17 protein-coding genes are annotated in these 19,271 nt (G+C 38.2%); 4 read left to right on the top strand and 13 right to left on the bottom strand.

Going from position 1 to position 19,271, the window contains the following annotated elements; all coding sequences use genetic code 11:
• Positions 1–25 precede the first annotated feature (25 nt).
• Together AC59HC_RS15075 and AC59HC_RS15070 are read right to left on the bottom strand one after the other, a co-directional pair.
• Positions 26–595, bottom strand: a complete 570-nt coding sequence (locus tag AC59HC_RS15075; protein ID WP_496558917.1) for a CinA family protein — start codon at positions 593–595, stop codon at positions 26–28.
• A gap of 27 nt (positions 596–622) precedes the next feature.
• On the bottom strand, positions 623–1,018 hold the full coding sequence (locus AC59HC_RS15070; protein WP_496558916.1) for a low affinity iron permease family protein: 396 nt from the start codon (positions 1,016–1,018) through the stop codon (positions 623–625).
• 373 nt (positions 1,019–1,391) lie between these two features.
• Here AC59HC_RS15070 and AC59HC_RS15065 point away from each other — a divergent pair, with 373 nt between their 5' ends.
• Positions 1,392–4,001: a TonB-dependent receptor gene (locus AC59HC_RS15065; protein WP_496558915.1), complete on the top strand. Its 2,610-nt coding sequence runs from the start codon at positions 1,392–1,394 to the stop codon at positions 3,999–4,001.
• A gap of 89 nt (positions 4,002–4,090) precedes the next feature.
• Here the strand turns inward: AC59HC_RS15065 and AC59HC_RS15060 are convergent, their stop codons facing one another.
• A complete protein-coding gene (locus tag AC59HC_RS15060) occupies positions 4,091–4,672 on the bottom strand; it encodes a YdeI/OmpD-associated family protein (RefSeq protein WP_395973466.1) in 582 nt (193 codons plus the stop codon).
• Between the two features lie 186 nt (positions 4,673–4,858).
• Between AC59HC_RS15060 and AC59HC_RS15055 the strand changes: the two genes are divergently transcribed.
• Positions 4,859–5,464, top strand: coding sequence for a hypothetical protein (locus AC59HC_RS15055; RefSeq protein WP_395973464.1), 606 nt, complete (start codon positions 4,859–4,861; stop codon positions 5,462–5,464).
• 1 nt (position 5,465) lies between these two features.
• On the opposite strand, the gene AC59HC_RS15050 is transcribed toward AC59HC_RS15055, so the two are convergent.
• Positions 5,466–5,948 (bottom strand): MarR family winged helix-turn-helix transcriptional regulator, encoded by a 483-nt coding sequence (locus AC59HC_RS15050; RefSeq protein ID WP_496558914.1) that lies wholly within the window; start codon positions 5,946–5,948, stop codon positions 5,466–5,468.
• Positions 5,949–5,950: 2 nt separating this feature from the next.
• Positions 5,951–6,439, bottom strand: coding sequence for a GNAT family N-acetyltransferase (locus AC59HC_RS15045; RefSeq protein WP_395973460.1), 489 nt, complete (start codon positions 6,437–6,439; stop codon positions 5,951–5,953).
• 168 nt (positions 6,440–6,607) lie between these two features.
• Here AC59HC_RS15045 and AC59HC_RS15040 point away from each other — a divergent pair, with 168 nt between their 5' ends.
• Together AC59HC_RS15040 and AC59HC_RS15035 are read left to right on the top strand one after the other, a co-directional pair.
• Positions 6,608–7,588, top strand: coding sequence for a BtrH N-terminal domain-containing protein (locus AC59HC_RS15040; protein WP_496558913.1), 981 nt, complete (start codon positions 6,608–6,610; stop codon positions 7,586–7,588).
• 192 nt (positions 7,589–7,780) lie between these two features.
• The gene (locus tag AC59HC_RS15035; protein ID WP_429814821.1) at positions 7,781–8,671 is read left to right on the top strand and encodes a C1 family peptidase; all 891 of its coding nucleotides are present in this window, start codon (positions 7,781–7,783) and stop codon (positions 8,669–8,671) included.
• A gap of 194 nt (positions 8,672–8,865) precedes the next feature.
• On the opposite strand, the gene AC59HC_RS15030 is transcribed toward AC59HC_RS15035, so the two are convergent.
• The 8 genes from AC59HC_RS15030 to amaB form a co-directional block, all read right to left on the bottom strand.
• Positions 8,866–10,281 carry an efflux transporter outer membrane subunit gene (locus AC59HC_RS15030; RefSeq protein WP_202842408.1) on the bottom strand — a complete coding sequence of 472 codons (1,416 nt, stop codon included), beginning with the start codon at positions 10,279–10,281 and terminating at the stop codon, positions 8,866–8,868.
• A gap of 91 nt (positions 10,282–10,372) precedes the next feature.
• Positions 10,373–13,519 carry an efflux RND transporter permease subunit gene (locus AC59HC_RS15025; RefSeq protein ID WP_062670038.1) on the bottom strand — a complete coding sequence of 1,049 codons (3,147 nt, stop codon included), beginning with the start codon at positions 13,517–13,519 and terminating at the stop codon, positions 10,373–10,375.
• The gene (locus tag AC59HC_RS15020; RefSeq protein WP_062670040.1) at positions 13,519–14,706 is read right to left on the bottom strand and encodes an efflux RND transporter periplasmic adaptor subunit; all 1,188 of its coding nucleotides are present in this window, start codon (positions 14,704–14,706) and stop codon (positions 13,519–13,521) included. The genes AC59HC_RS15025 and AC59HC_RS15020 overlap by 1 nt, the downstream gene beginning before the upstream one ends.
• A gap of 1 nt (position 14,707) precedes the next feature.
• The gene (locus AC59HC_RS15015; protein WP_034694378.1) at positions 14,708–15,163 is read right to left on the bottom strand and encodes a hypothetical protein; all 456 of its coding nucleotides are present in this window, start codon (positions 15,161–15,163) and stop codon (positions 14,708–14,710) included.
• A 116-nt stretch (positions 15,164–15,279) separates the two neighbouring features.
• On the bottom strand, positions 15,280–15,792 hold the full coding sequence (locus tag AC59HC_RS15010) for a GNAT family N-acetyltransferase (protein WP_496558912.1): 513 nt from the start codon (positions 15,790–15,792) through the stop codon (positions 15,280–15,282).
• A gap of 172 nt (positions 15,793–15,964) precedes the next feature.
• Positions 15,965–16,195, bottom strand: a complete 231-nt coding sequence (locus AC59HC_RS15005) for a DUF2007 domain-containing protein (protein ID WP_002979801.1) — start codon at positions 16,193–16,195, stop codon at positions 15,965–15,967.
• A gap of 61 nt (positions 16,196–16,256) precedes the next feature.
• On the bottom strand, positions 16,257–17,582 hold the full coding sequence (lat, locus tag AC59HC_RS15000; protein ID WP_202842420.1) for an L-lysine 6-transaminase: 1,326 nt from the start codon (positions 17,580–17,582) through the stop codon (positions 16,257–16,259).
• Positions 17,583–17,695: 113 nt separating this feature from the next.
• Positions 17,696–19,246 (bottom strand): L-piperidine-6-carboxylate dehydrogenase, encoded by a 1,551-nt coding sequence (gene amaB, locus AC59HC_RS14995; RefSeq protein ID WP_496558911.1) that lies wholly within the window; start codon positions 19,244–19,246, stop codon positions 17,696–17,698.
• Between the last annotated feature and the right edge of the window lie 25 nt (positions 19,247–19,271).

The raw sequence follows: 19,271 nt of genomic DNA, 5'->3' as shown, positions 1-19,271 counted from the left end.
ATTATAGTTTATTATTGAAATAGTTTTATTCTTTGTTTTTCCGGTTCTTATCCAGTTCCAGCTTAAAACATCCCAGGATGAATTCACTGTAATAGAGCTGGGCATTAACAGGTTTGGTTCTGGAGTGCAGATCTAATTTCTCTGAAAGAACTACTTTTCCTTTGTGGGCAATGGCAAAGTAAGCGAAGAGCTTCCCTTCTGATTCTTCCACCGGAATGGCATATCCTGTAACTCCAATAGACCAGTCGGTTTTGTAGAGTTTACCTGCCTGCAACGCCATTGTCTCAGCAATATGAGGAGAAACAGAGTTATATTGTCTGGCTTCCAGAGCATCTACATCAAGAAGATTTACCTTTTCTTCTAAAGTATACGCTGTCATGCCGCCTTTAAAAAATTGGGAGGCATCCTTCATCTGGGAAAACGAAAACTGTAAAAATCCGGCTGTAACACTTTCAGCCGTTGAAACGGTTTCATCTCCTGAAAGAAGATACTCTCCGATACGCTTAAACAGTTTCTCGAGTTCTATGACGAAATGCACGATGGATTTCACTGACAGTGAATCAGCGTGGGCAATTTGAGAAGATTTTAAAATCATGCTGTATATATTATAATAGTATTAAGACTATTGTTGCACGGGATCCTGTGAATGTTCTTTTTCTTGGGATAGTTGTCCAAGTTTCTCATAATATTTGTGAAGCTTGTCCAGTTCTTCTTCCGTCAGATCTTCAATATCCACCAGTCTGTTACTGGCTTTTTCGTAGGACGCTATCAATTCGTTGAGTTTTATCTGAATAGCCTTAGAGTCTTTATTCTGAGTTTTCTGAATCAGAAATACCATTAGAAAAGTTACAATTGTGGTTCCCGTATTGATAACAAGCTGCCAGGTTTCAGAATACTTGAAAAGAGGTCCACATACAGCCCAGACAATAACCAGTAAACTTGCTGTAATAAAAGCACCCGGACTTCCGGTTATACAGACAACACGATCTGAAAACCTTTCAAAAAAATTTTTTTTCATAAATAACACGATTTTGAATAAAATGGTAATACAAGTTATCAAAACAACAGTATAAAAATTATGACTCAAGTCACCTATGCCTTTTATGACTTAGCTATTATTATAGTATATTTTCCAACAATATTGAGTTTTGTTTAAAAATGTGGAGAACCGCATAATTATTTTTACCCGTTAAAAACAAGCCATTCTTTTATCATTTTCTATTATAACAAACTGTAAACTAAATATGTAGAATAATTAACACATTGCAAAAAGTGAGAAATAAAGCATATTCCAACAACTGAATAAAATCACTTCGTTAAGATTTAATACTTAATTAAAAAATAATTATCCATCTTTGCAGCCTTAAAAATCAAACACGCTAGTTTATTTCATGAGCATTACTTTTAAAAAGCGACTTATTATAGCGCTTGTATTACCTACGGCCGCCATATATTATGGGCAGAGTACGAAGGATTCTTTAGAGAAATCCAAATCTATTGATGAGGTTATGTTGGTAGGTAGAAACCTTTCCCAAACAGCCAAAGAGAGAAAAACACCTGTTGCGGTTTCCAACATTAAGGCTGCAGAAATTCAGGAGAAACTGGGAAACAGAGAATTCCCTGAAATTATGAAGTCTACTCCATCCGTTTACGTAACGAAAGTAGGTGGAGGATTCGGAGACAGCAGAATCAACATGAGAGGTTTTGACGGAGCTAACATTGCGGTAATCATCAACGGACAGCCGGTGAATGACATGCAGGGAGGTACCGTGTATTGGTCCAACTGGACCGGTTTGGCTGATATTGCCAGCAATATTCAGATTCAGAGAGGATTGGGTGCTTCTAAATTTGTAGTACCTTCTGTTGGAGGAACGATCAATATTGTTACCAAAGCTACCGATTCCGAGCAAAAAGCAATGGTGAAAGGAGAAGTTGGAAACGATAACTACTCCAGAATTTCTGCCATGTACTCTTCAGGGTTAAAAAACAAGTGGGGAACAACCGTATTGCTTTCCCGCTGGCAAGGTGACGGATATATCAACGGAACAAAAGGAGAAGGTTATTCATGGTTTTTCTCAACAGGATTTAAGCCTAATGACAAACATGCATTCAATTTAATTGCAACCGGAGCACCACAGGTACACGATACGAGAAGGTCTTCTGCAACCGGAGCCAATGTTGCCACTTTACAGCAATTTGGAACTTACGGAAGAAGATATAACCCTCAAACAGGAATGCTGAATGGTTCTCAATTCAATTTAGCTCCTAATTTCTATCATAAGCCTATCGCCTCTTTGAACTGGGACTGGACCATGAATGACAACCTGAAGTTATCTACAGTGGTTTACGGCTCATGGGGACGCGGTGGCGGCGGTACCGGACTTAACGGTTCTATCAAAAACACTGCAGGACAAACCATGAATTTCATGAATTATGGTGCAGGAGGAGACGGTACCATCAACTGGGATATGATTTACCGTTATAACAGAGGCGGTATGGTGACGGATTATAATGGAAATAGCTTCCAGAAATCTACTTTTACGGCTCCTGTAGGCTCTCCTGGTGATTATAACGGACAATATGTATCTACTCTGAACGGAACCACTGGTATCGTAAGAAAGCAGAGTATCAATGCTCATGACTGGTATGGCGTAATTGCAGACCTTAATTACAAAAAGAACAACTGGACTTTCAACGGAGGTATTGATCTTAAAACGTACAAAGGAGCTTTGTATGACATTGTAACTGATATGTTAGGATCTGATGCGCTATTTGTTCCTACTACAGCCAATGCTCCAAAAGGATATTATATTAATCAAACTGTAAAACCGGAGCCGCTTACCAAGCTTAAAGATGCTCAGAAAGTATCCATACACAACGAAGGTCTTGTAAAATGGGCAGGTATCTACGGTATGGTTGAATACAGCTCTGAAAAGCTAAGTGCATCCGTTCAGGGATCTGTTTCCGAGCAATATTACAAGAGAAGAGACTATATGCTATATACTCCTGGAAATCAGGAGACAAAATGGTATCATAAAACAGGTTATATTGTAAAAGGAGGTGCCAACTATAATATTGACGACCACCACAATGTATTTTTCAATACAGGAGTTATCTCAAGACAGCCTTTATTCAATGCATTATTCCCGTCTAACCAGAATATCTATAATGATGCTAAGAATGAAAGAATCTTCTCTGTGGAATTAGGATATGGTTTCAAATCGCGTTATATAGATATGAACATCAATGCTTACAGAACGCAGTGGGATGACAGATTTATCTCAAGAACATTCAATGCTACAGCGGCAGATGTTGCTAAATTCCCTCAGCTTAACCTTGGAAGTGCATATTTCTACAATGCTCTGAACGTAGGTCAGCTCCACCAGGGAATCGAATTGGAAGCAAAAGCCAGACCTTTTACGAATCTAAGATTAAGAGGAATGGTATCAATGGGTAACTGGAAATATAAAGGAAACGCTAACTTCAATATTCTTGATGTTCAGAACAATCAGGAAATAGCAGGAGCAACCGGAATGATCAATATCAAAGACCTGAAGGTTGGAGATGCGGCCCAGACAACAGCAAGCATCGGAGCTGATTACAATATTACCAAAGCTTTCAGTATCGATGCCAACTGGGAATATTATGACAAACTGTATGCTCAGTTCAACCCGATCAACTTCCTTACTGAAGCGGCAAGAGAAAAAGGAATTGTAAAATTGCCAAGCTATCATTTATTTGATGTAGGAGCTTCTTACAAATTCACGCTTGATGCGAAAAAATCTTTGACATTGAGAGCGAACGTATACAACTTATTCAACAAATATTATATTTCTGAATTAAGCTCCAATATCTTTGCAGGCGATAAAATTGCCAATGGCCCGGATGCCGGAAAAACATATCAGGAAGCTGGCAGAGTGTATCAGGGTGTTGCAGACGGTAATACAGGATTCCTTGGTTTCGGAAGAACCTGGTCTGTTGCAGCGACTTTGAGATTCTAATACAATATCGTTTCAATAATGAAACTATTAAACAGGCTGTTCCTTTTTGGATCAGCCTGTCTTTATATCTATTAATCATCAATAAAAAATTAAAAATTTTTTGGCTTCTTATTCTGAGCAGCCTGTTTTGCGATTTCGTCAACACGTTTTTTTCTTGTTTCAGGTCTTTTGGCCAACACAATCCATTGAAGCAGCATTTTTTTTATGGACTTGCTCAAGCTTTGAAAATAGGCTTCAGAGCCTTCATGAATTTTAAATGCTTCATTCAGATCTTCCGGAATTATCAGGTCTTCCACACTGTCTAAAATAGTCCAGGAGCCGTTTTCTTTGGCAATTCTGATGGTTTCAAATCCCGCTTTCATCATCAGATTATTTTTGATCAGCTTCTGAACCTTCTCTTTATTGATTTTAGACCATGTACTCTTCGGCTTGCGTCTGCTGAATAACTGCATAAACGAGCCTTCATCAATAGTCTTTCTTGTGCTGTCAATCCAGCCAAAACAAAGCGCTTCATCTACCAGTTCGCTCCAGGAAACATTGGGTAAATTGGATTTTCTGGTATTGCAGATCAGCCATACCGATTGTTCTGTATGATGATTCTCTTCCAGCCATTGCCGCCATTCTGCCCTGGTATTAACATTGAAAGTTTGTTTCTCTGCAATTTTTCCCATAGCTTTTATTTTATTGATGATGTAAAATTAAAATACTTTAGTGACAATAGTTTGTCAGTATTAAATATTTAATTTCATAATACGCAAACTTATCTTCAAGAAATAAATTATAAATTAGGCAAAATAAATCATTAAAAAACATTCTATTTTTTTCACTTGGATATGGACAGAGAAACTATAGATTATATGATCAGATATTTTAGCAAATTAATGACCAAGGATGAAGCTTTAGCACTGAATCATCATATGTATACTTTGAAGAGCTCTGAAAATACACGTATGAGAAATATAATGATTGAGCGAGGCTGGATAAATTCTGATCCTGAAGTCATACAACTATTAGAACATGGATATGAAGTTTTTGAACAAAATGTTGTAACCCGGATCATGAAAGAAACTCCTGAAAAAGTTTTTTTCAACAATTGTCCTAAATGCCACAAACTAGCCCGTACTCCACGTGCAAAGCAATGCAGATATTGTGGATATAACTGGCATCATTTAACGGTTGCTCAATTTCAACTCAATAATACATTTCAAGTTACAGGAAGAAATTTTTTCTTAATAGGAAAAATTGAAGAAGGTAAAATAAAAGAAGGACAAAGAATAGATTTAAGAATATTGGGTCTTAATAAAAAGCCTAAAATTCAATCCATTGAATTTGCCCTTACACGTCAAGGCGGAAAAGCGTGGGAAGATATTGCACTGGGCATAGATGAGCTAACTGCAGAAGATAAAGAATATTTAAAAAATATCATGCCTGTCAGAGATCCACTTGACATCATAATAGAATAAATTATTTTTTCGAGTTCTTCACCTGCAATGCTCTCTGATAAAAGGACTGATTGGCAATTTTCTCTTCGGCTTCATCAATGGCAGTCAGCAGATTATTTTTATTGTCTGCAATATCACCTAAAATCTGGGACATCAGTTCCCAAACGGGTTTCATTTTTTCAATGAGCTCCTGCCCTTTTGAAGTGAGTTTAAAAAGCCTTTTGCGCTCGTCCTGTTTATCTTTTTCCCATTGGATCAACTCCTGCTTTTCAAGTTCTTTGAGCAGTGTTATGGTGGATGGATGGGTATATCCTATTTCGTTGGCTATTTCTACTACACTTGCTATTTCTTTTTTATAAATCGTGAAAATAACCGGAAACCATTTCAGCTCAAAATTGATTCCAAATGCTTTATAAATCAATGCTCCATCTTTCCTCAATTGTTCACTGAGGCGGTGTAGCCTTGTGGATATGGCAAGAATTCCTGCTTCGTTGATTACATTCATATTCAGTCGAGATTTAAGTGGTAAAAAACATCATCGGCACTCATTAAAGGAAATTTCGCAGGAAGATTGCTTTTTTCAATCTTTACAAAATGATTCCTTTCATAGAAACGCCGGGCTGCTTTCAGTACCGTTATGGTTCCCAGATATAGATCATCAATTCTGTTTTCACGGCAGAAAGAAATTAAAACTTCCAGTAATTCTTGCGCAATATTCAGTTCTTTTCCTCTGAATTCCTTTTTAACAAACATTTTCCTGATGGCTCCTGCCCTTTCGTCAAATTTAACCAAAGCGATAGAACCTACCAGCTCACCATCTGCAAAAGCGCCCCAAAAGTTACCTCCGGCTGCTGTGTAAAAACTTTCTATCTGCAAAAGGTCAGGCTGATCTTCTATGGTAATCGGAATATTAAACTCTTTCTGCTGGATCGTCAAAATCAAATCAATGGCTTGTTCCGAATAAGAATTTCCTATGGGTTGTATTTCTAATTTCATAGTGTTCACCTTTTAAAGCACAAAACTACGTAGTTGAATACATAAATACAAATCAATTCTACTTTTTAAAAAATTTTAACACTAAATTTTCAAAACCGGAATTTCTACATGATGATATTTATGTAATTTTCTCAAAAAATTAATACCATTCAAAACTTTACTTTAACAATGAAAATAGAAAACATAAAACCTTTTAACGGACAGCATTGTGAAACGACCGCAACGGGAACATTATTACAACAAATCGGGATCGACCTTTCCGAACCAATGCTTTTCGGATTGGGTGAAGGGCTGGGCTTTATCTATTGGAACATGAAAACAATGGACTTCCCTTTCATTGGAGGAAGGATAAAACCTGACCTGCTCACTCAAAATTTAGCCAGAAATCTGAATCTGGAATTAACCATAAAGGAAACTTCTTCACAACAAAAGGCCTGGGATCAGGTAAAAGAACTTCTCGATGACGGACAGGCAGTAGGATTGAAAATGGATTGCTATCATCTGGAATATTTCTCAAATCCTTTCCATTTTGCAGGACATTATGCCGCCATTTATGGTTATGATGATGAAAATGCTTTCCTGATTGATACCAGACAACAAGGCGGACAAGTACAAACATCTTTAAAAAGTCTGGCTATGGCCCGTTCTGAAAAAGGCCCGATGGCTTCCAAAAATATGTATTATACCCTCAGGAACACAGACAGAAAATTTGATCTGGAAAAAGCCATATCCGCCGCAATCAGAAATAATGCGGCCGAATACCTAAATCCACCCATTACCAATATTTCTTACAAAGGGATTTTAAAAACAAGTACTGAAATTGTCAAATGGTTCAATACAAGTAAAGATATTGAAGGAGAATTTAAGCAAGCGGCTTTACTAATGGAAAAAGCAGGAACCGGAGGTGCATTGTTCAGAAATTTATACCGTGATTTTTTGAAAGAAAGCTATGAACTCCTTCAGCTTGATCCTTTAAAATCAGGCTATGAAGCCTTCACTGAAATTGCCGGACTCTGGACAAATGTGTCTCAGCTGTTTGAAAAAGTAAGCCAGACAAAGGAAATTCAATATATTCATCAGGCTTCGGATATTTTAAAAGAGATATCTGGAAAAGAAAAAAGAACTATGGAGATATTAACAACTTTATAGCTGGAAAAGAAACGGGTACTCCTGTTATAATAAATTCACAAAATAATGAATAATATTAACACCCATCAACAAATCGATAAATAAAAACATACAAACACATAAAAAAAGCTAAAACAATAGATTATTCGTAAATTATATCGCGATTATATGAAAATAATTTATATTTTTATATAATAAATTTTAAATAATACAATGATGAAAAATCTAAAATTAATTGCAATCGCATTAGGGATGCTATCTCTGTCTTCATGTAACAGAAATGAAGAAGAACAAAATACTCAGCAGCCTAAGCAGGAAAATCAGGCAATGCGTTCCTTAGGAGCAATCCTGGTAGATGACAAAACTTACAGTTCATTTGCTAAAGCTGATATAGATGCATTAACTATAAAATTTAAGGGCAAATCGGCAGAAACGCTTATAGCTTCTATTCCATCAAGTTATACCATACCCAACACTCCTCCAATAGTAAATCAGGGACAGGAAGGTTCATGCGTTGCATTTGCTACAGCTTATGCTGCTGCAAGTATTCTGGAATATAATTTTAAAGGGATAACAACCCCAAGAAGCCCTGAGTACGTATATAATCAGATAAAGATAAATGGCTGCGCTAATGGAACTTATGCATCCAGTGGATTAAATTTAATAAAAGATCAGGGAGTTTGCAGCTGGGATGAAATGCCCTACACAGATGTAGAGTGCTCTACACAGCCCAATGCAACACAAAAAAGTGCAGCAAGTACTCATAAATTTACAACCTGGGCTACTGTAGATAAGACCAATATCACCAATGTAAAGACACTTTTAAGCATGAATTTACCAATAATTATTACGGTGACGGTAGATGGAAGCTTTGATAGTTTAAGCTCGGCAAACAATTGGATATGGAAAAGTCATTCTGGTGCTGTAAGAGGAGGACATGCCATTTGTGTAGTGGGTTATGACGATGCTAAACAAGCTTTTAAAGTACAAAATTCCTGGGGTACCACATGGGGAAACAATGGATTTTTCTGGATAGACTATGCATTTTTTGCCAAGGCTAGAAAAGGAGCTATAAATGAATCTTATGTAGCCTATGTTCAATAAAAATTAACTTTGAGTAAGTCTCCTATGTTTGTATTGTCAGATATAGGAGACAGTCTCATTTTTATACTTTTAAAACCTGATCATTTATTTTTTACAAATAATAACAACACTGGTAAAATCAGATTAATATTGTCAATAAAAAAACGTATGCCATTCCTGACATACGTTTTTATGATATTACATTGCTGAAGCGGTTATTTCCAGCCTCCGCCCAAAGCCTGATAGAGCTCTACGGCTGCTTTCATTTTACTGTATCTTGCATTGGAAATGTTAAGTTCTGCATTCAATGAATTCACACTTGCATTCAATACTTCAAGATAGTTGGCCATCCCATAGTTCACCAGCTCCTGGGAATAGTCAACTGATTTTTTGTAGGCATCAAGTTCTTTTTGTTTCAATTCAATGAATGAATCCTGAACAGAGAAAACCCTGATGGCATCCGAAACTTCTTTTCCGGCAGTCAAAACTGTTTTTCTGAAGTTAAGATAAGCCGTTTCCTGATTGGCAAGACTTACGTCATAGTTGGTCTGAATCTGTCTTTTATTTAAAATCGGCTGAGCCAGTCCCGCCACTACATTTGCGAATAATGAATTTACACTGAATAAGTGGTCAATATCCACAGACTGCAATCCGCCGCTTCCTGTCAGTTTTAAAGTAGGATAAAACTGAGCTTTGGCAGCATTCGTCAGTTGGAAAGCATTCATTAAGTTAAACTCTGCTCTCATTACATCCGGGCGGTTGGCCAGAAGCTGAGTCGGGTAACCCAGTTTTAAATCGATCGGAAGTTTCTGCCCTTCCAATGTAGATCTTTCTATAGAATGAGAAGGCTCTCCCATCAAAAGGCTCATTGTATTTTCGAGCAGCTGGATCTGTGTATCAATATCAATCAGTAATGATTTGGCATTGAAAACAAGCGCTTCGCTTTGCTGAACTGCTACTTCAGTAAGAGACCCGGAAGCTTTTAAAGCTTTTGTGGCTTCAAGATTTTTCTCCCTTACAGCAATTGTTTCCGTGATAATTCTTTTCTGGGCATCAAAAGTCAGCAACTGATAATACGCAGAAGCAATGGAAGACACCAAGCTGCTTTTAACGGCTTTATGAGCGGCAACAGTTCCTAAATAAGTCGCAAGCTGGGCTTTTTCCTGTGCTTTCAATTTGCCCCAGATATCAGCTTCCCATCCGATACTTGCCGTAATGTCAAACTGGTTTACATAACGTCTTTCTCCGATGATCTGTCCAAACTGGGTATTGATAGACTGGGTCTGAAATGTATAGTTGGGTCCGATAGAAAGCGTCGGCTGATACGCTGCCTTACTCTGTTTAAGATAGGCTTCCGCAGAATTAATACTTTCCAAAGCAATTCTGATATCAAGATTGTTTTCCAGTGCCTTGGAAATATGCCCCTGCAATATCGGATCAGTGAATATTTCTTTCCATGAAATATCTGCAATATTCGTGCTGTCCGAAGGAAGCATGTCTGTACGAAAAAGCTTTTCGTCTACAACATTTTTCGGTCTTTCATATTCTTTTCTCGCCATACAGGATGAGATGGCTCCGAGTATGAAAACTGAAAAAGTGATCCCTTTTATGATGTTTAATAAACTCTTCATTATTTTTAATTAGAAGTTAGAGTTTAGAAGTTAGAAGTTAGTTTTTAGACTTATCTCTAATTGCTAACTTCTAATTTCTTAAATCTTAATTTTATTCTGCTAAATTGATATCTTCTTTTTTGATAGGTTTGATTTTTTCCTGCAGTGTTTCAAAAATCACATACAGAACCGGAATTACAAATAATCCCAAAACAGTTCCTATCAATAGTCCGATGGCCGCTCCCGTAGCGATAGATCTGTTACCTACTGCTCCGATTCCGCTTGCCAGTACCAACGGCAATAAACCGAAAATAAAGGCGAATGAGGTCATCAGAATAGGTCTTACCCTGGCTTTCGCTGCATTAATGGCCGACATCACAATCGTTTCTCCATGATGCCTTCTCTGGACAGCGAATTCAACAATAAGGATTGCGTTTTTCGCCAGTAGTCCCACGAGCATGATCAGGGCAATCTGGAAGTAAATATTATTTTCAAGTCCCATGATCTTCTGGCCGAAATAAGCTCCCATTACCCCAAGAGGAAGAGAAATAATAACAATCAGCGGAAGGATATAACTTTCATACTGTGCGGAAAGGATAAAGTAAACAAAGATCAAACTCAGTCCAAAAATCAAAAGCGTTTGAGATCCTGAATTTAATTCTTCTCTCGTTAACCCGGTAAATTCTACGGCATAGTTTTGATTCAGGGTTTCATCTGCCACCTGCTGCACCGCAGCAATGGCATCCCCAGAACTGTATCCGTCAGAGTTTGCTCCCGTTACCTTCACTGAAGTAAAGAGGTTGTAACGGCTTACGGATTGTGGTCCGTATGCTTTTGTCAATGTTACAAACTGTGAAATCGGAGTCATGATCCCTGATCCTGTTCTCACATAAAGCTGATTCAGGTTTTCAATATTCTTTCTGTTTTCAGGAAGAGCCTGAACCATCACTCTGAACTGCTTTCCATACTTGGTAAAGTCTGCAGTATAAATACCTCCGATATACCCCTGCATTGTAGCCAGAATTTCATTGACAGAAACTCCAAGCTGTTTGCTCAGAGGAACATTAATTTCCATCTGATACTGAGGATATTTGGTATTGAATGAAGTCTGTGCAAACTGAATTTCCGGTCTCTGCATCAGCTTACCGATGAATTCATTGGTTTTAGCATCCAGATCGGCATATTCTCCACCTGATTTATCAAGCAATACCATTTCAAAACCTGCACTGTTACCAAATCCCGGTACACTTGGCGGTTGGAAGAATACTACTTTAGCGTCAGGAACAGATCCTACAATTCCGAATAGTTTTTTGGTGATATCTTCAGAAGTCTGTCCGTCTTTTTTTCTTTCTTCGAATGGTTTCAGTTTAACAAAGGCAAGACCGTTGTTACTTCCGTTTCCGGACAAGAACCCTCTACCTGTTGAAATCGTTACGTTCTGTACGCCCGGAACTTTCAATGCTTTAGCCTGAAGAGTTTTCAATGCGTTGTAAGTTCTTTCCATAGAAGCTCCCGGAGGAAGCTGAACATCGGTAAAAATAATCCCTCTGTCTTCTGTAGGTACAAACCCTTTCTTCATGCTGCTGCTTGCCCAGAACAGAATACCTCCGGTAACAGCAAAAATTATCAGGGTTACCCATTTATGTCTCAACAGGAATACAAATCCTCTTCCGTAACGTTCAGTAGTTGTTTTAAAAGCAATATTAAACTTATAGAAAAACTTCTGTAACAGGTTCAGATTTTTATATTCTGCATGATGCGCTTCGTGAGGTTTTAAGAATAATGAACATAAAACCGGACTCAGGGTCAATGCATTAATCGCAGAAATGATGATGGCTATAATCAGCGTAATACCAAACTGCTGATAGAATACCCCTGTAGGACCTGTAATGAACGTCACCGGAATAAATACAGCTGCCATTACCAAAGTAATCGAAATAATAGCCCCTGTGATCTCATCCATTGCCTCTACGGTCGCTTTTTTAGCATCAGAAATACCATGTTCCATCTTGGCATGAACGGCCTCGACGACGACGATGGCATCATCCACTACAATACCAATGGCCAGTACCAATGCAAATAAAGTCAAGAGGTTCAATGAATATCCGAAGAGATTCAGGAAGAAGAATGCCCCCACAATAGATACCGGAACCGCGATAGCCGGGATCAGCGTAGACCTGAAGTCCTGAAGGAAAATATATACTACGATAAATACCAGAATGAAGGCTTCAATAAGGGTATGAACCACCTTTTCAATAGAAGCTTCCAGAAATTCGTTGGTATCGAAGTTAAATGTATACTTGATTCCCTGCGGGAAAGTTCCTTCAGCCGATTTCAGATAGGCTTTGATATTTTTAATAATCTCCTGTGCGTTGGATCCCGGAGTCTGGAAGATCCCCATACTGATGGAAGGATTGTTTCCGTTCTCCCCGATTCCTGTGTAAGACTGTCCTGCCAGTTCCACTTTGGCAACGTCTTTCAGCATCAGGTTTTGTCCGTTTGCAAGAGATTTGATGATGATATTATCGTACTGTTCCTTATCGTTGAATTTTCCTACGTATTTGATGATATATTCAAAAGAACTACCGCTGTTCTGGCCGATAGAACCTGCTGCTGCTTCTCTACTCTGCTCATTGATGGCATTGGTAACGTCGGTAGGAGTTACACTGTAGGCAGCCATTTTTGCAGGATCAAGCCAGATTCTCATCGAGTAGTTTTTACCCCCGAAAACGTTCGCATCTCCAACACCATTTACCCTTTTCAGGTTAGGAATAATATTGATATTCAAAAAGTTCTGAAGGTATACGTCATCCAGGTCTTTATTTTCAGAATAGAAGGACATATACATCAGGGCACTGGTCTGCTGCTTCTGGGTTACTACCCCTGAACGCGTTACTTCGGCAGGTAAAAGCGGCGTAGCTCTCGCTACACGGTTCTGTACGTTTACCGCTGCAATATCCGGATCTATTCCCTGTTTGAAGAAAACCTGGATCTGGGCAGAACCGTCGTTTCCGGCACTGGAAGTGATATAATCCATACCTTCCACCCCATTGATCTGTTCTTCCAAAGGTACTACTACACTTTTCATTACCGTCTCGGCATTGGCTCCCGTATAGTTTGCGGAGACACTTACCGTAGGCGGCGCAATGTCCGGATACTGTGTAACCGGTAACGAGATCAGTCCCAGCACACCGAGAATCACAATCAGGATTGAGATTACGGTGGATAAAACCGGTCTGTTAATAAAGTTTTTTATCATTAGAATTTCGGTTTTATTGATTGAACAAGACTATCCATTTTAATTGGCTGCGGTTTCACGGCTGTTCCCGGTTTCAGACCTCCGATACCAGCTGCAATAACTCTTTCACCTTTATTAACTCCGGATTTGATAAGAGCCATATTGTCGATTCTGTCGATAACATTCACAACAACGTTTCTGGCAGTATCTCCTTTTTCTACTTTGTAAACGTAAACAATACCCTGCTGCTCATAAGTAGCACTTTCAGGTACTACAAGTACATTGTCATAATGCTGAGGGAACCTGATCGTTCCACTGTTCCCATTACTTAATAATTTCTGGGCATTCGAGAAAGCAACTCTGAACTGAATGGTTCCGGTTGTAGGATCAATCTGGCCGGTAATGGCTTCAATTCTCCCTTTTTCAGGATAAAGACTTCCGTTGGCTAACTGAAGTTCAACCATAGGTAAGTTTTTGATTTTCTCAGGCATAGAAGCTCCCGGAGATTTTTCAAGGAAATCAAAATATTCTTTTTCATTCATGGCAAAGTAAGCATAGATCTCAGAGGTATCAGAAATCGTTGTCAGAGGAGTCTGATCAGACGGCCCTACCAAACTTCCTACTTTCAATGGCAGTCTTCCGATTACCCCTGAAATAGGAGCACGGATAATAGAATATTCGATGTTGGCTTCTACTCCTTTATAGTTGGCTTCTGCCTGTCTTTTAGCAGCATTGGCCTGCTGAAGCTGTGCCTGTGCCTGTGCCAGCTGAGCCTGAGCGGTCTGTAACTGTACGTTACTGATGATATTTTTCTGAACCAGTGGTTTAAGTTTGTTGACTTCAACCTGAGCTGCATTTACAGAAGCCTGCGCTGCGGCAACGCTTGATGCTGCAGCACCGATACCTGCTTTGGAAGCTGCTGCATTTTCGTTCAGGATATTGGTTTCCAGACGGAACAATGGCTGTCCTTTTGTAACATATTGTCCTTCATCTACCAATACCTGGGTAATATATCCCTGTATTTTTGCACGTACATCATTGTTTACTCTACCCTGGATGGTAGCCGGAAACGTCTGATAACCCACTATATTTTTTGACTCCACTGAGATAACAGGATATGGCTTGGCACCATCCTGTTTCGGAGCTTCTTTTTTGCAGGCAGTCAGTGAAAGCGCTGCAATGGAAAGTATAACTAGCTTATTATTCATTTTATAGTTTATTAAGAGATTCCTGAATATTTTCTATGTTTTTATTTAAGAGTGCTTTGTAAACTTCTATTCTTTCATTGTATCCATCGTCTTTACTTTTTTTAAAATTGTTTAAATCATCTAATAGTCTTAGTTCGTCCTGCATTTTCTGGACAATTTTCTCGAATCGTATTTTTTTGTATTCATCATTGATGAAAAAATACCGTTTCCGCTCATCCATTTTGTTATGGTCTACGATAAGCTGGGCATTCAGTAGTAATGAAATACTGGTGGAAACAGAACTTTTGCTCGCGGAGAGCACTTCAACGAACTCGTCAAAAGTAATTCCTACTTTCTCATAGTCAAAAAGAAGGTAGGAATAAATTTTTGATGCTAAAGGAGGTAAGCTGAACACAGTACCATAAAATTTTACGGCATCCTGAAAAATTTTTTCATCAATTTCTATACTTTGGTGCATAATATAAAAATTTGAACAAAAGTAGAAATTAGTTCAGAACCAAACGAACAAACCCGATAGAGTTTATAAATACTGGACGTTTTAAAAATTCAATGAAAGTTGATTTAACTTTTTGCCTAAATTATAATCTTCTCAAAAGCTTTCCTCATCCCGTCTCTTAAAAGAACCTCTCCACAATAGGAATAACCTCTGCCTTCAAGAATTTTCAGCATGGCAATATTATCATGATTGGTATCTACTTTAATACTCTGAATTCCATGGGATTTGGTAAACTCTTCAATCTGATCAAAAAGCTTCTTTACCATTCCCTGTCCGGCAAATTTTTCATCTACAGCCACTCTATGAACCACAACAAATTCACCATCACTTAGCCATGCTCCTTCAATGGTACTGTACGCCGGTTCATCATTCAAAATCAGGGCTGCATATACTGCAATTTCTCCGTCTACGGTCAATACATGCCCGAATCCTTTCGCAATATCGCTTTCTACCGTTCCAAGATTAGGGTATCCGTTCTGCCATTGGGAGCTTCCGTCCTGTCTTCTTCTTTCAATGGATTGCTGGATGATTTTCCAAATAATGTTTCTGTCTTCAATTTCCGCTTGTCTTAGTTTAATCTCTGGATTCATGTTATAAAATTTGATTAAAAGATTGAATGATTTAAGAATTTAAAATCAGAATTGCTGCTTTCCGTTCAATCTTTGAAATATTTATTTTTTGATGGGTTGCAATTAAAAAACCGAAAATTAATTAAAATTAATTTTCGGTTCGAAGTAGTAAAATTTAAAATTATGAAATTGTTTATTGATTTTCACTTTGTTGAAGGTAAGCATCAATAATTTCAAATGCTTTGGATTCATCTTCCAGATCTACCATTACCTTCAGCGAAGTGGCTGTTGGCGTTGTAGTAAATGTAAGATAGTTATTTTCAACCGTGTTTGTAATCTGTGCGTCATCCAATTTAGATTTAACCAACTGAATTTCTGAAGGGTTATCACTTTCATAAACTGATACTCTCGTACTTCTTTCCATATTCTAATTGTTTGAGTATCTAAATATACAATGTTTTTTTTAAAATTACAAATTCCGGATTTTAAATTTTATTAATATTGTTTTCAATTTTGTCTAAAGCAAGCTGGATTTCTTCTTTAGTAACATTCAAATGAGGTCTGAAACGAAGAGACTGATCCCCGCAAGGAAGAATAATCAATCCGTCATTGAAAAGCTCATTCATCAGGTGGTTTCTCTGTTCTGCAGTTGGCAGATCGATCGCACACATAAGCCCTCTTCCTCTTGCATTTGAAATTTTCTCAGGATATTTTTCTGCCAGAGCTTTTAAGCTTTCCAGTAAGAAATCTCCCACTACTCTTGCATTTTCTACAAGATTTTCTTTTTCGATCACCTCCATTACCAGCTGGAAACGAAGCATATCAATAAAGTTTCCTCCGAATGTTGAATTGATTCTTGAACTTTCCCTGAAAACATTGTTTGGAACCTGATCAAATTTTTCCTTATTAGCCAGCACACCACAAACCTGAGCTTTTTTCCCGAAAGAAATAATGTCCGGTTTTGCTGTAAAATGTTGGAATGCCCACATTTTCCCTGTAATAGCAATTCCTGTCTGAACTTCATCAAAAATAAGTAAGATTTCGTTATCATCACAGATTCTTCTTAATCCCAGCAGGAATTCGTCTCTGAAATGATTGTCACCGCCTTCAGCCTGAATAGGTTCGATGATGATACACGCCACTTTATCGGGGTTCATCAAAATAGCCTCTTCAATCTGAAGTAAAGCAAGGTTTTCGTTTTTGATAGTTTCTTCAAGGTTTTCTTCTGTAATCGGGAACTTTAATTTGGGATTTAAAATTCTCGGCCAGTTGAACATCGGGAAATATTGGTATTTTCTCGGATCAGCAGTGTTTGTTAAACTTAAAGTATAACCACTTCTTCCGTGGAAAGCCTGTTTGAAATGAATACAGATTCCTGCTTCAGTGTCTAATCCTTTTGCAAAGTTTTTGCGGGTTTTCCAGTCGAAGCATGCTTTCATTGCATTTTCAACGCCCATCGTTCCGCCTTCGATAAAGAAAGCATATTGTAATTCTTCAGGGATAACCACTCTTTCGAATACTTCAAGGAAGTGAGCGTACTCTTCTGAGTAAACATCCGCAAGAGTAGGTTTATTAACAGCCATTCTACCTAACCACTCTGATCTTTCAACAAGATAAGGGTGGTTATAACCGATAGATGCAGATGCAAACATAGAGAACATATCCAGGTATTCTCTGTCTGTCAGTTTATCATAAAGCCATGATCCGTGTGACTTTTCAATATCCATCACAAAATCGAAACCGTCTGCCAACACATGTTTTCCTACTGTTTCTTTTACTTTATTTGCTTTTATATCTAATGTGTGTTCCATAATAAATTTGTAGTGTGATTTAATAAATGAACGATTAAATAATCCAAAAAATGAAGCGTTTAATCATTCAGGTTATTAAGTTTTATGTTTTTTGAGTGCTTTAAGTAAAGCTTTTATAAATCAAATTTAATCCCTTGTGCCAAAGGAAGTTGCGCGGTATAATTGATAGTATTGGTTTGTCTTCTCATATAATACTTCCACGCGTCAGATCCTGACTCTCTTCCACCACCGGTTTCTTTTTCACCACCGAAAGCTCCACCAATTTCAGCACCGGATGTTCCGATATTGACGTTGGCAATACCACAGTCTGAACCAGCGTGAGAAAGGAACAATTCTGCCTCTCTTAGATTCTGGGTCATGATTGCAGAAGACAATCCCTGAGGAACATCATTCTGAATAGCGATCGCTTCTTCTAATGTTTTGTATTTGATCAGATATAGGATTGGTGCAAAAGTTTCGTGCTGAACAATTTCATAAGAGTTTTTCACTTCAGCCACACAAGGTTTCACATAGCATCCGGATTCGTAATCTTTACCAGATAAAACTCCGCCTTCAACAACGAATTTTCCACCTTCTTTTTTACATTTTTTGATGGCTTCTTCGTATTGGTTTACAGCATCAGTATCAATAAGCGGTCCTACATGGTTTTTCTCATCCAATGGATTTCCGATTTTCAACTGGCCATAAGCTTTTGCCAATCTTGTTTTCACTTCATCATACACACTTTCGTGGATAATCAGTCTTCTTGTCGAAGTACATCTCTGGCCTGCAGTTCCTACAGCTCCGAAAACAGCTCCGATAATTGACATATCAATATCAGCTTCTTTTGTAATAATGATCGCATTGTTTCCACCCAATTCAAGGATAGACTTCCCGAATCTTTCAGCTACTTTAGAAGAAACCATTCTTCCAACTCTTGTAGATCCAGTGAAAGATACCAGCGCTACTCTTTTATCATCTACCAGTTTCTGCCCGATTTCGTGGTCCGATACCAATACACTTGAAATTCCTTCAGGAAGATTATTTTCCTTCAAAACTTCCATCATGATATTCTGGCATGCAATAGCACAAAGCGGTGTTTTCTCAGATGGCTTCCAAATGGTAACGTTACCACAGATCCATGCTAATGCAGTGTTCCAGGACCATACGGCTACCGGGAAGTTGAATGCGGTGATAATCCCAACAACTCCCAGCGGATGATACTGTTCGTACATTCTGTGTCCCGGTCTTTCAGAGTGCATGGTGTATCCCTGAAGCTGTCTTGAAAGACCTACTGCGAAATCGCAGATATCAATCATTTCCTGAACTTCTCCAAGACCTTCCTGTAATGATTTACCCATTTCATAAGAAACAAGTTTACCCAGGTCGTCTTTATATTCTCTTAATTTTAAGCCCAGCTGTCTTACCATCTCTCCTCTTTTGGGAGCCGGAATCAGCCTGAATTCCTGAAATGCCTTTTGAGCAGTTTCAATTACTTTGTCATAATCACTTTCTCCGGAAGTTTTTACTTTAGCAATCAACTTTCCGTCCACAGGAGAAATGCTTTCTATCACTTTTCCTGATGCGAAATATTTTCCGCCCACTGAAGCCCCTTTGTTCTCTTCTTTAATCCCAAGATTTCTGAGTGTTTTTTCGATTCCGAAATCTTTTACTTTTTTTGACATAAAATCTTACTTTTCGTTCTCTCTA

This window comes from Chryseobacterium sp. DZ-32 (genome assembly GCF_059587025.1).
Note: the sequence above shows the minus strand (reverse complement) of the source record. Positions and strands in the feature narration are given on the sequence as shown.

Excerpts from the sequence above, each read along its gene's own strand:
- AC59HC_RS15075 (WP_496558917.1), bottom strand. The coding sequence starts at position 595 with ATGATTTTAAAATCTTCTCAAATTGCCCACGCTGATTCACTGTCAGTG.
- AC59HC_RS15070 (WP_496558916.1), bottom strand. The coding sequence starts at position 1,018 with ATGAAAAAAAATTTTTTTGAAAGGTTTTCAGATCGTGTTGTCTGTATA.
- AC59HC_RS15065 (WP_496558915.1), top strand. The coding sequence starts at position 1,392 with ATGAGCATTACTTTTAAAAAGCGACTTATTATAGCGCTTGTATTACCT.
- AC59HC_RS15060 (WP_395973466.1), bottom strand. The coding sequence starts at position 4,672 with ATGGGAAAAATTGCAGAGAAACAAACTTTCAATGTTAATACCAGGGCA.
- AC59HC_RS15055 (WP_395973464.1), top strand. The coding sequence starts at position 4,859 with ATGATCAGATATTTTAGCAAATTAATGACCAAGGATGAAGCTTTAGCA.
- AC59HC_RS15050 (WP_496558914.1), bottom strand. The coding sequence starts at position 5,948 with ATGAATGTAATCAACGAAGCAGGAATTCTTGCCATATCCACAAGGCTA.
- AC59HC_RS15045 (WP_395973460.1), bottom strand. The coding sequence starts at position 6,439 with ATGAAATTAGAAATACAACCCATAGGAAATTCTTATTCGGAACAAGCC.
- AC59HC_RS15040 (WP_496558913.1), top strand. The coding sequence starts at position 6,608 with ATGAAAATAGAAAACATAAAACCTTTTAACGGACAGCATTGTGAAACG.
- AC59HC_RS15035 (WP_429814821.1), top strand. The coding sequence starts at position 7,781 with ATGATGAAAAATCTAAAATTAATTGCAATCGCATTAGGGATGCTATCT.
- AC59HC_RS15030 (WP_202842408.1), bottom strand. The coding sequence starts at position 10,281 with ATGAAGAGTTTATTAAACATCATAAAAGGGATCACTTTTTCAGTTTTC.
- AC59HC_RS15025 (WP_062670038.1), bottom strand. The coding sequence starts at position 13,519 with ATGATAAAAAACTTTATTAACAGACCGGTTTTATCCACCGTAATCTCA.
- AC59HC_RS15020 (WP_062670040.1), bottom strand. The coding sequence starts at position 14,706 with ATGAATAATAAGCTAGTTATACTTTCCATTGCAGCGCTTTCACTGACT.
- AC59HC_RS15015 (WP_034694378.1), bottom strand. The coding sequence starts at position 15,163 with ATGCACCAAAGTATAGAAATTGATGAAAAAATTTTTCAGGATGCCGTA.
- AC59HC_RS15010 (WP_496558912.1), bottom strand. The coding sequence starts at position 15,792 with ATGAATCCAGAGATTAAACTAAGACAAGCGGAAATTGAAGACAGAAAC.
- AC59HC_RS15005 (WP_002979801.1), bottom strand. The coding sequence starts at position 16,195 with ATGGAAAGAAGTACGAGAGTATCAGTTTATGAAAGTGATAACCCTTCA.
- lat (WP_202842420.1), bottom strand. The coding sequence starts at position 17,582 with ATGGAACACACATTAGATATAAAAGCAAATAAAGTAAAAGAAACAGTA.
- amaB (WP_496558911.1), bottom strand. The coding sequence starts at position 19,246 with ATGTCAAAAAAAGTAAAAGATTTCGGAATCGAAAAAACACTCAGAAAT.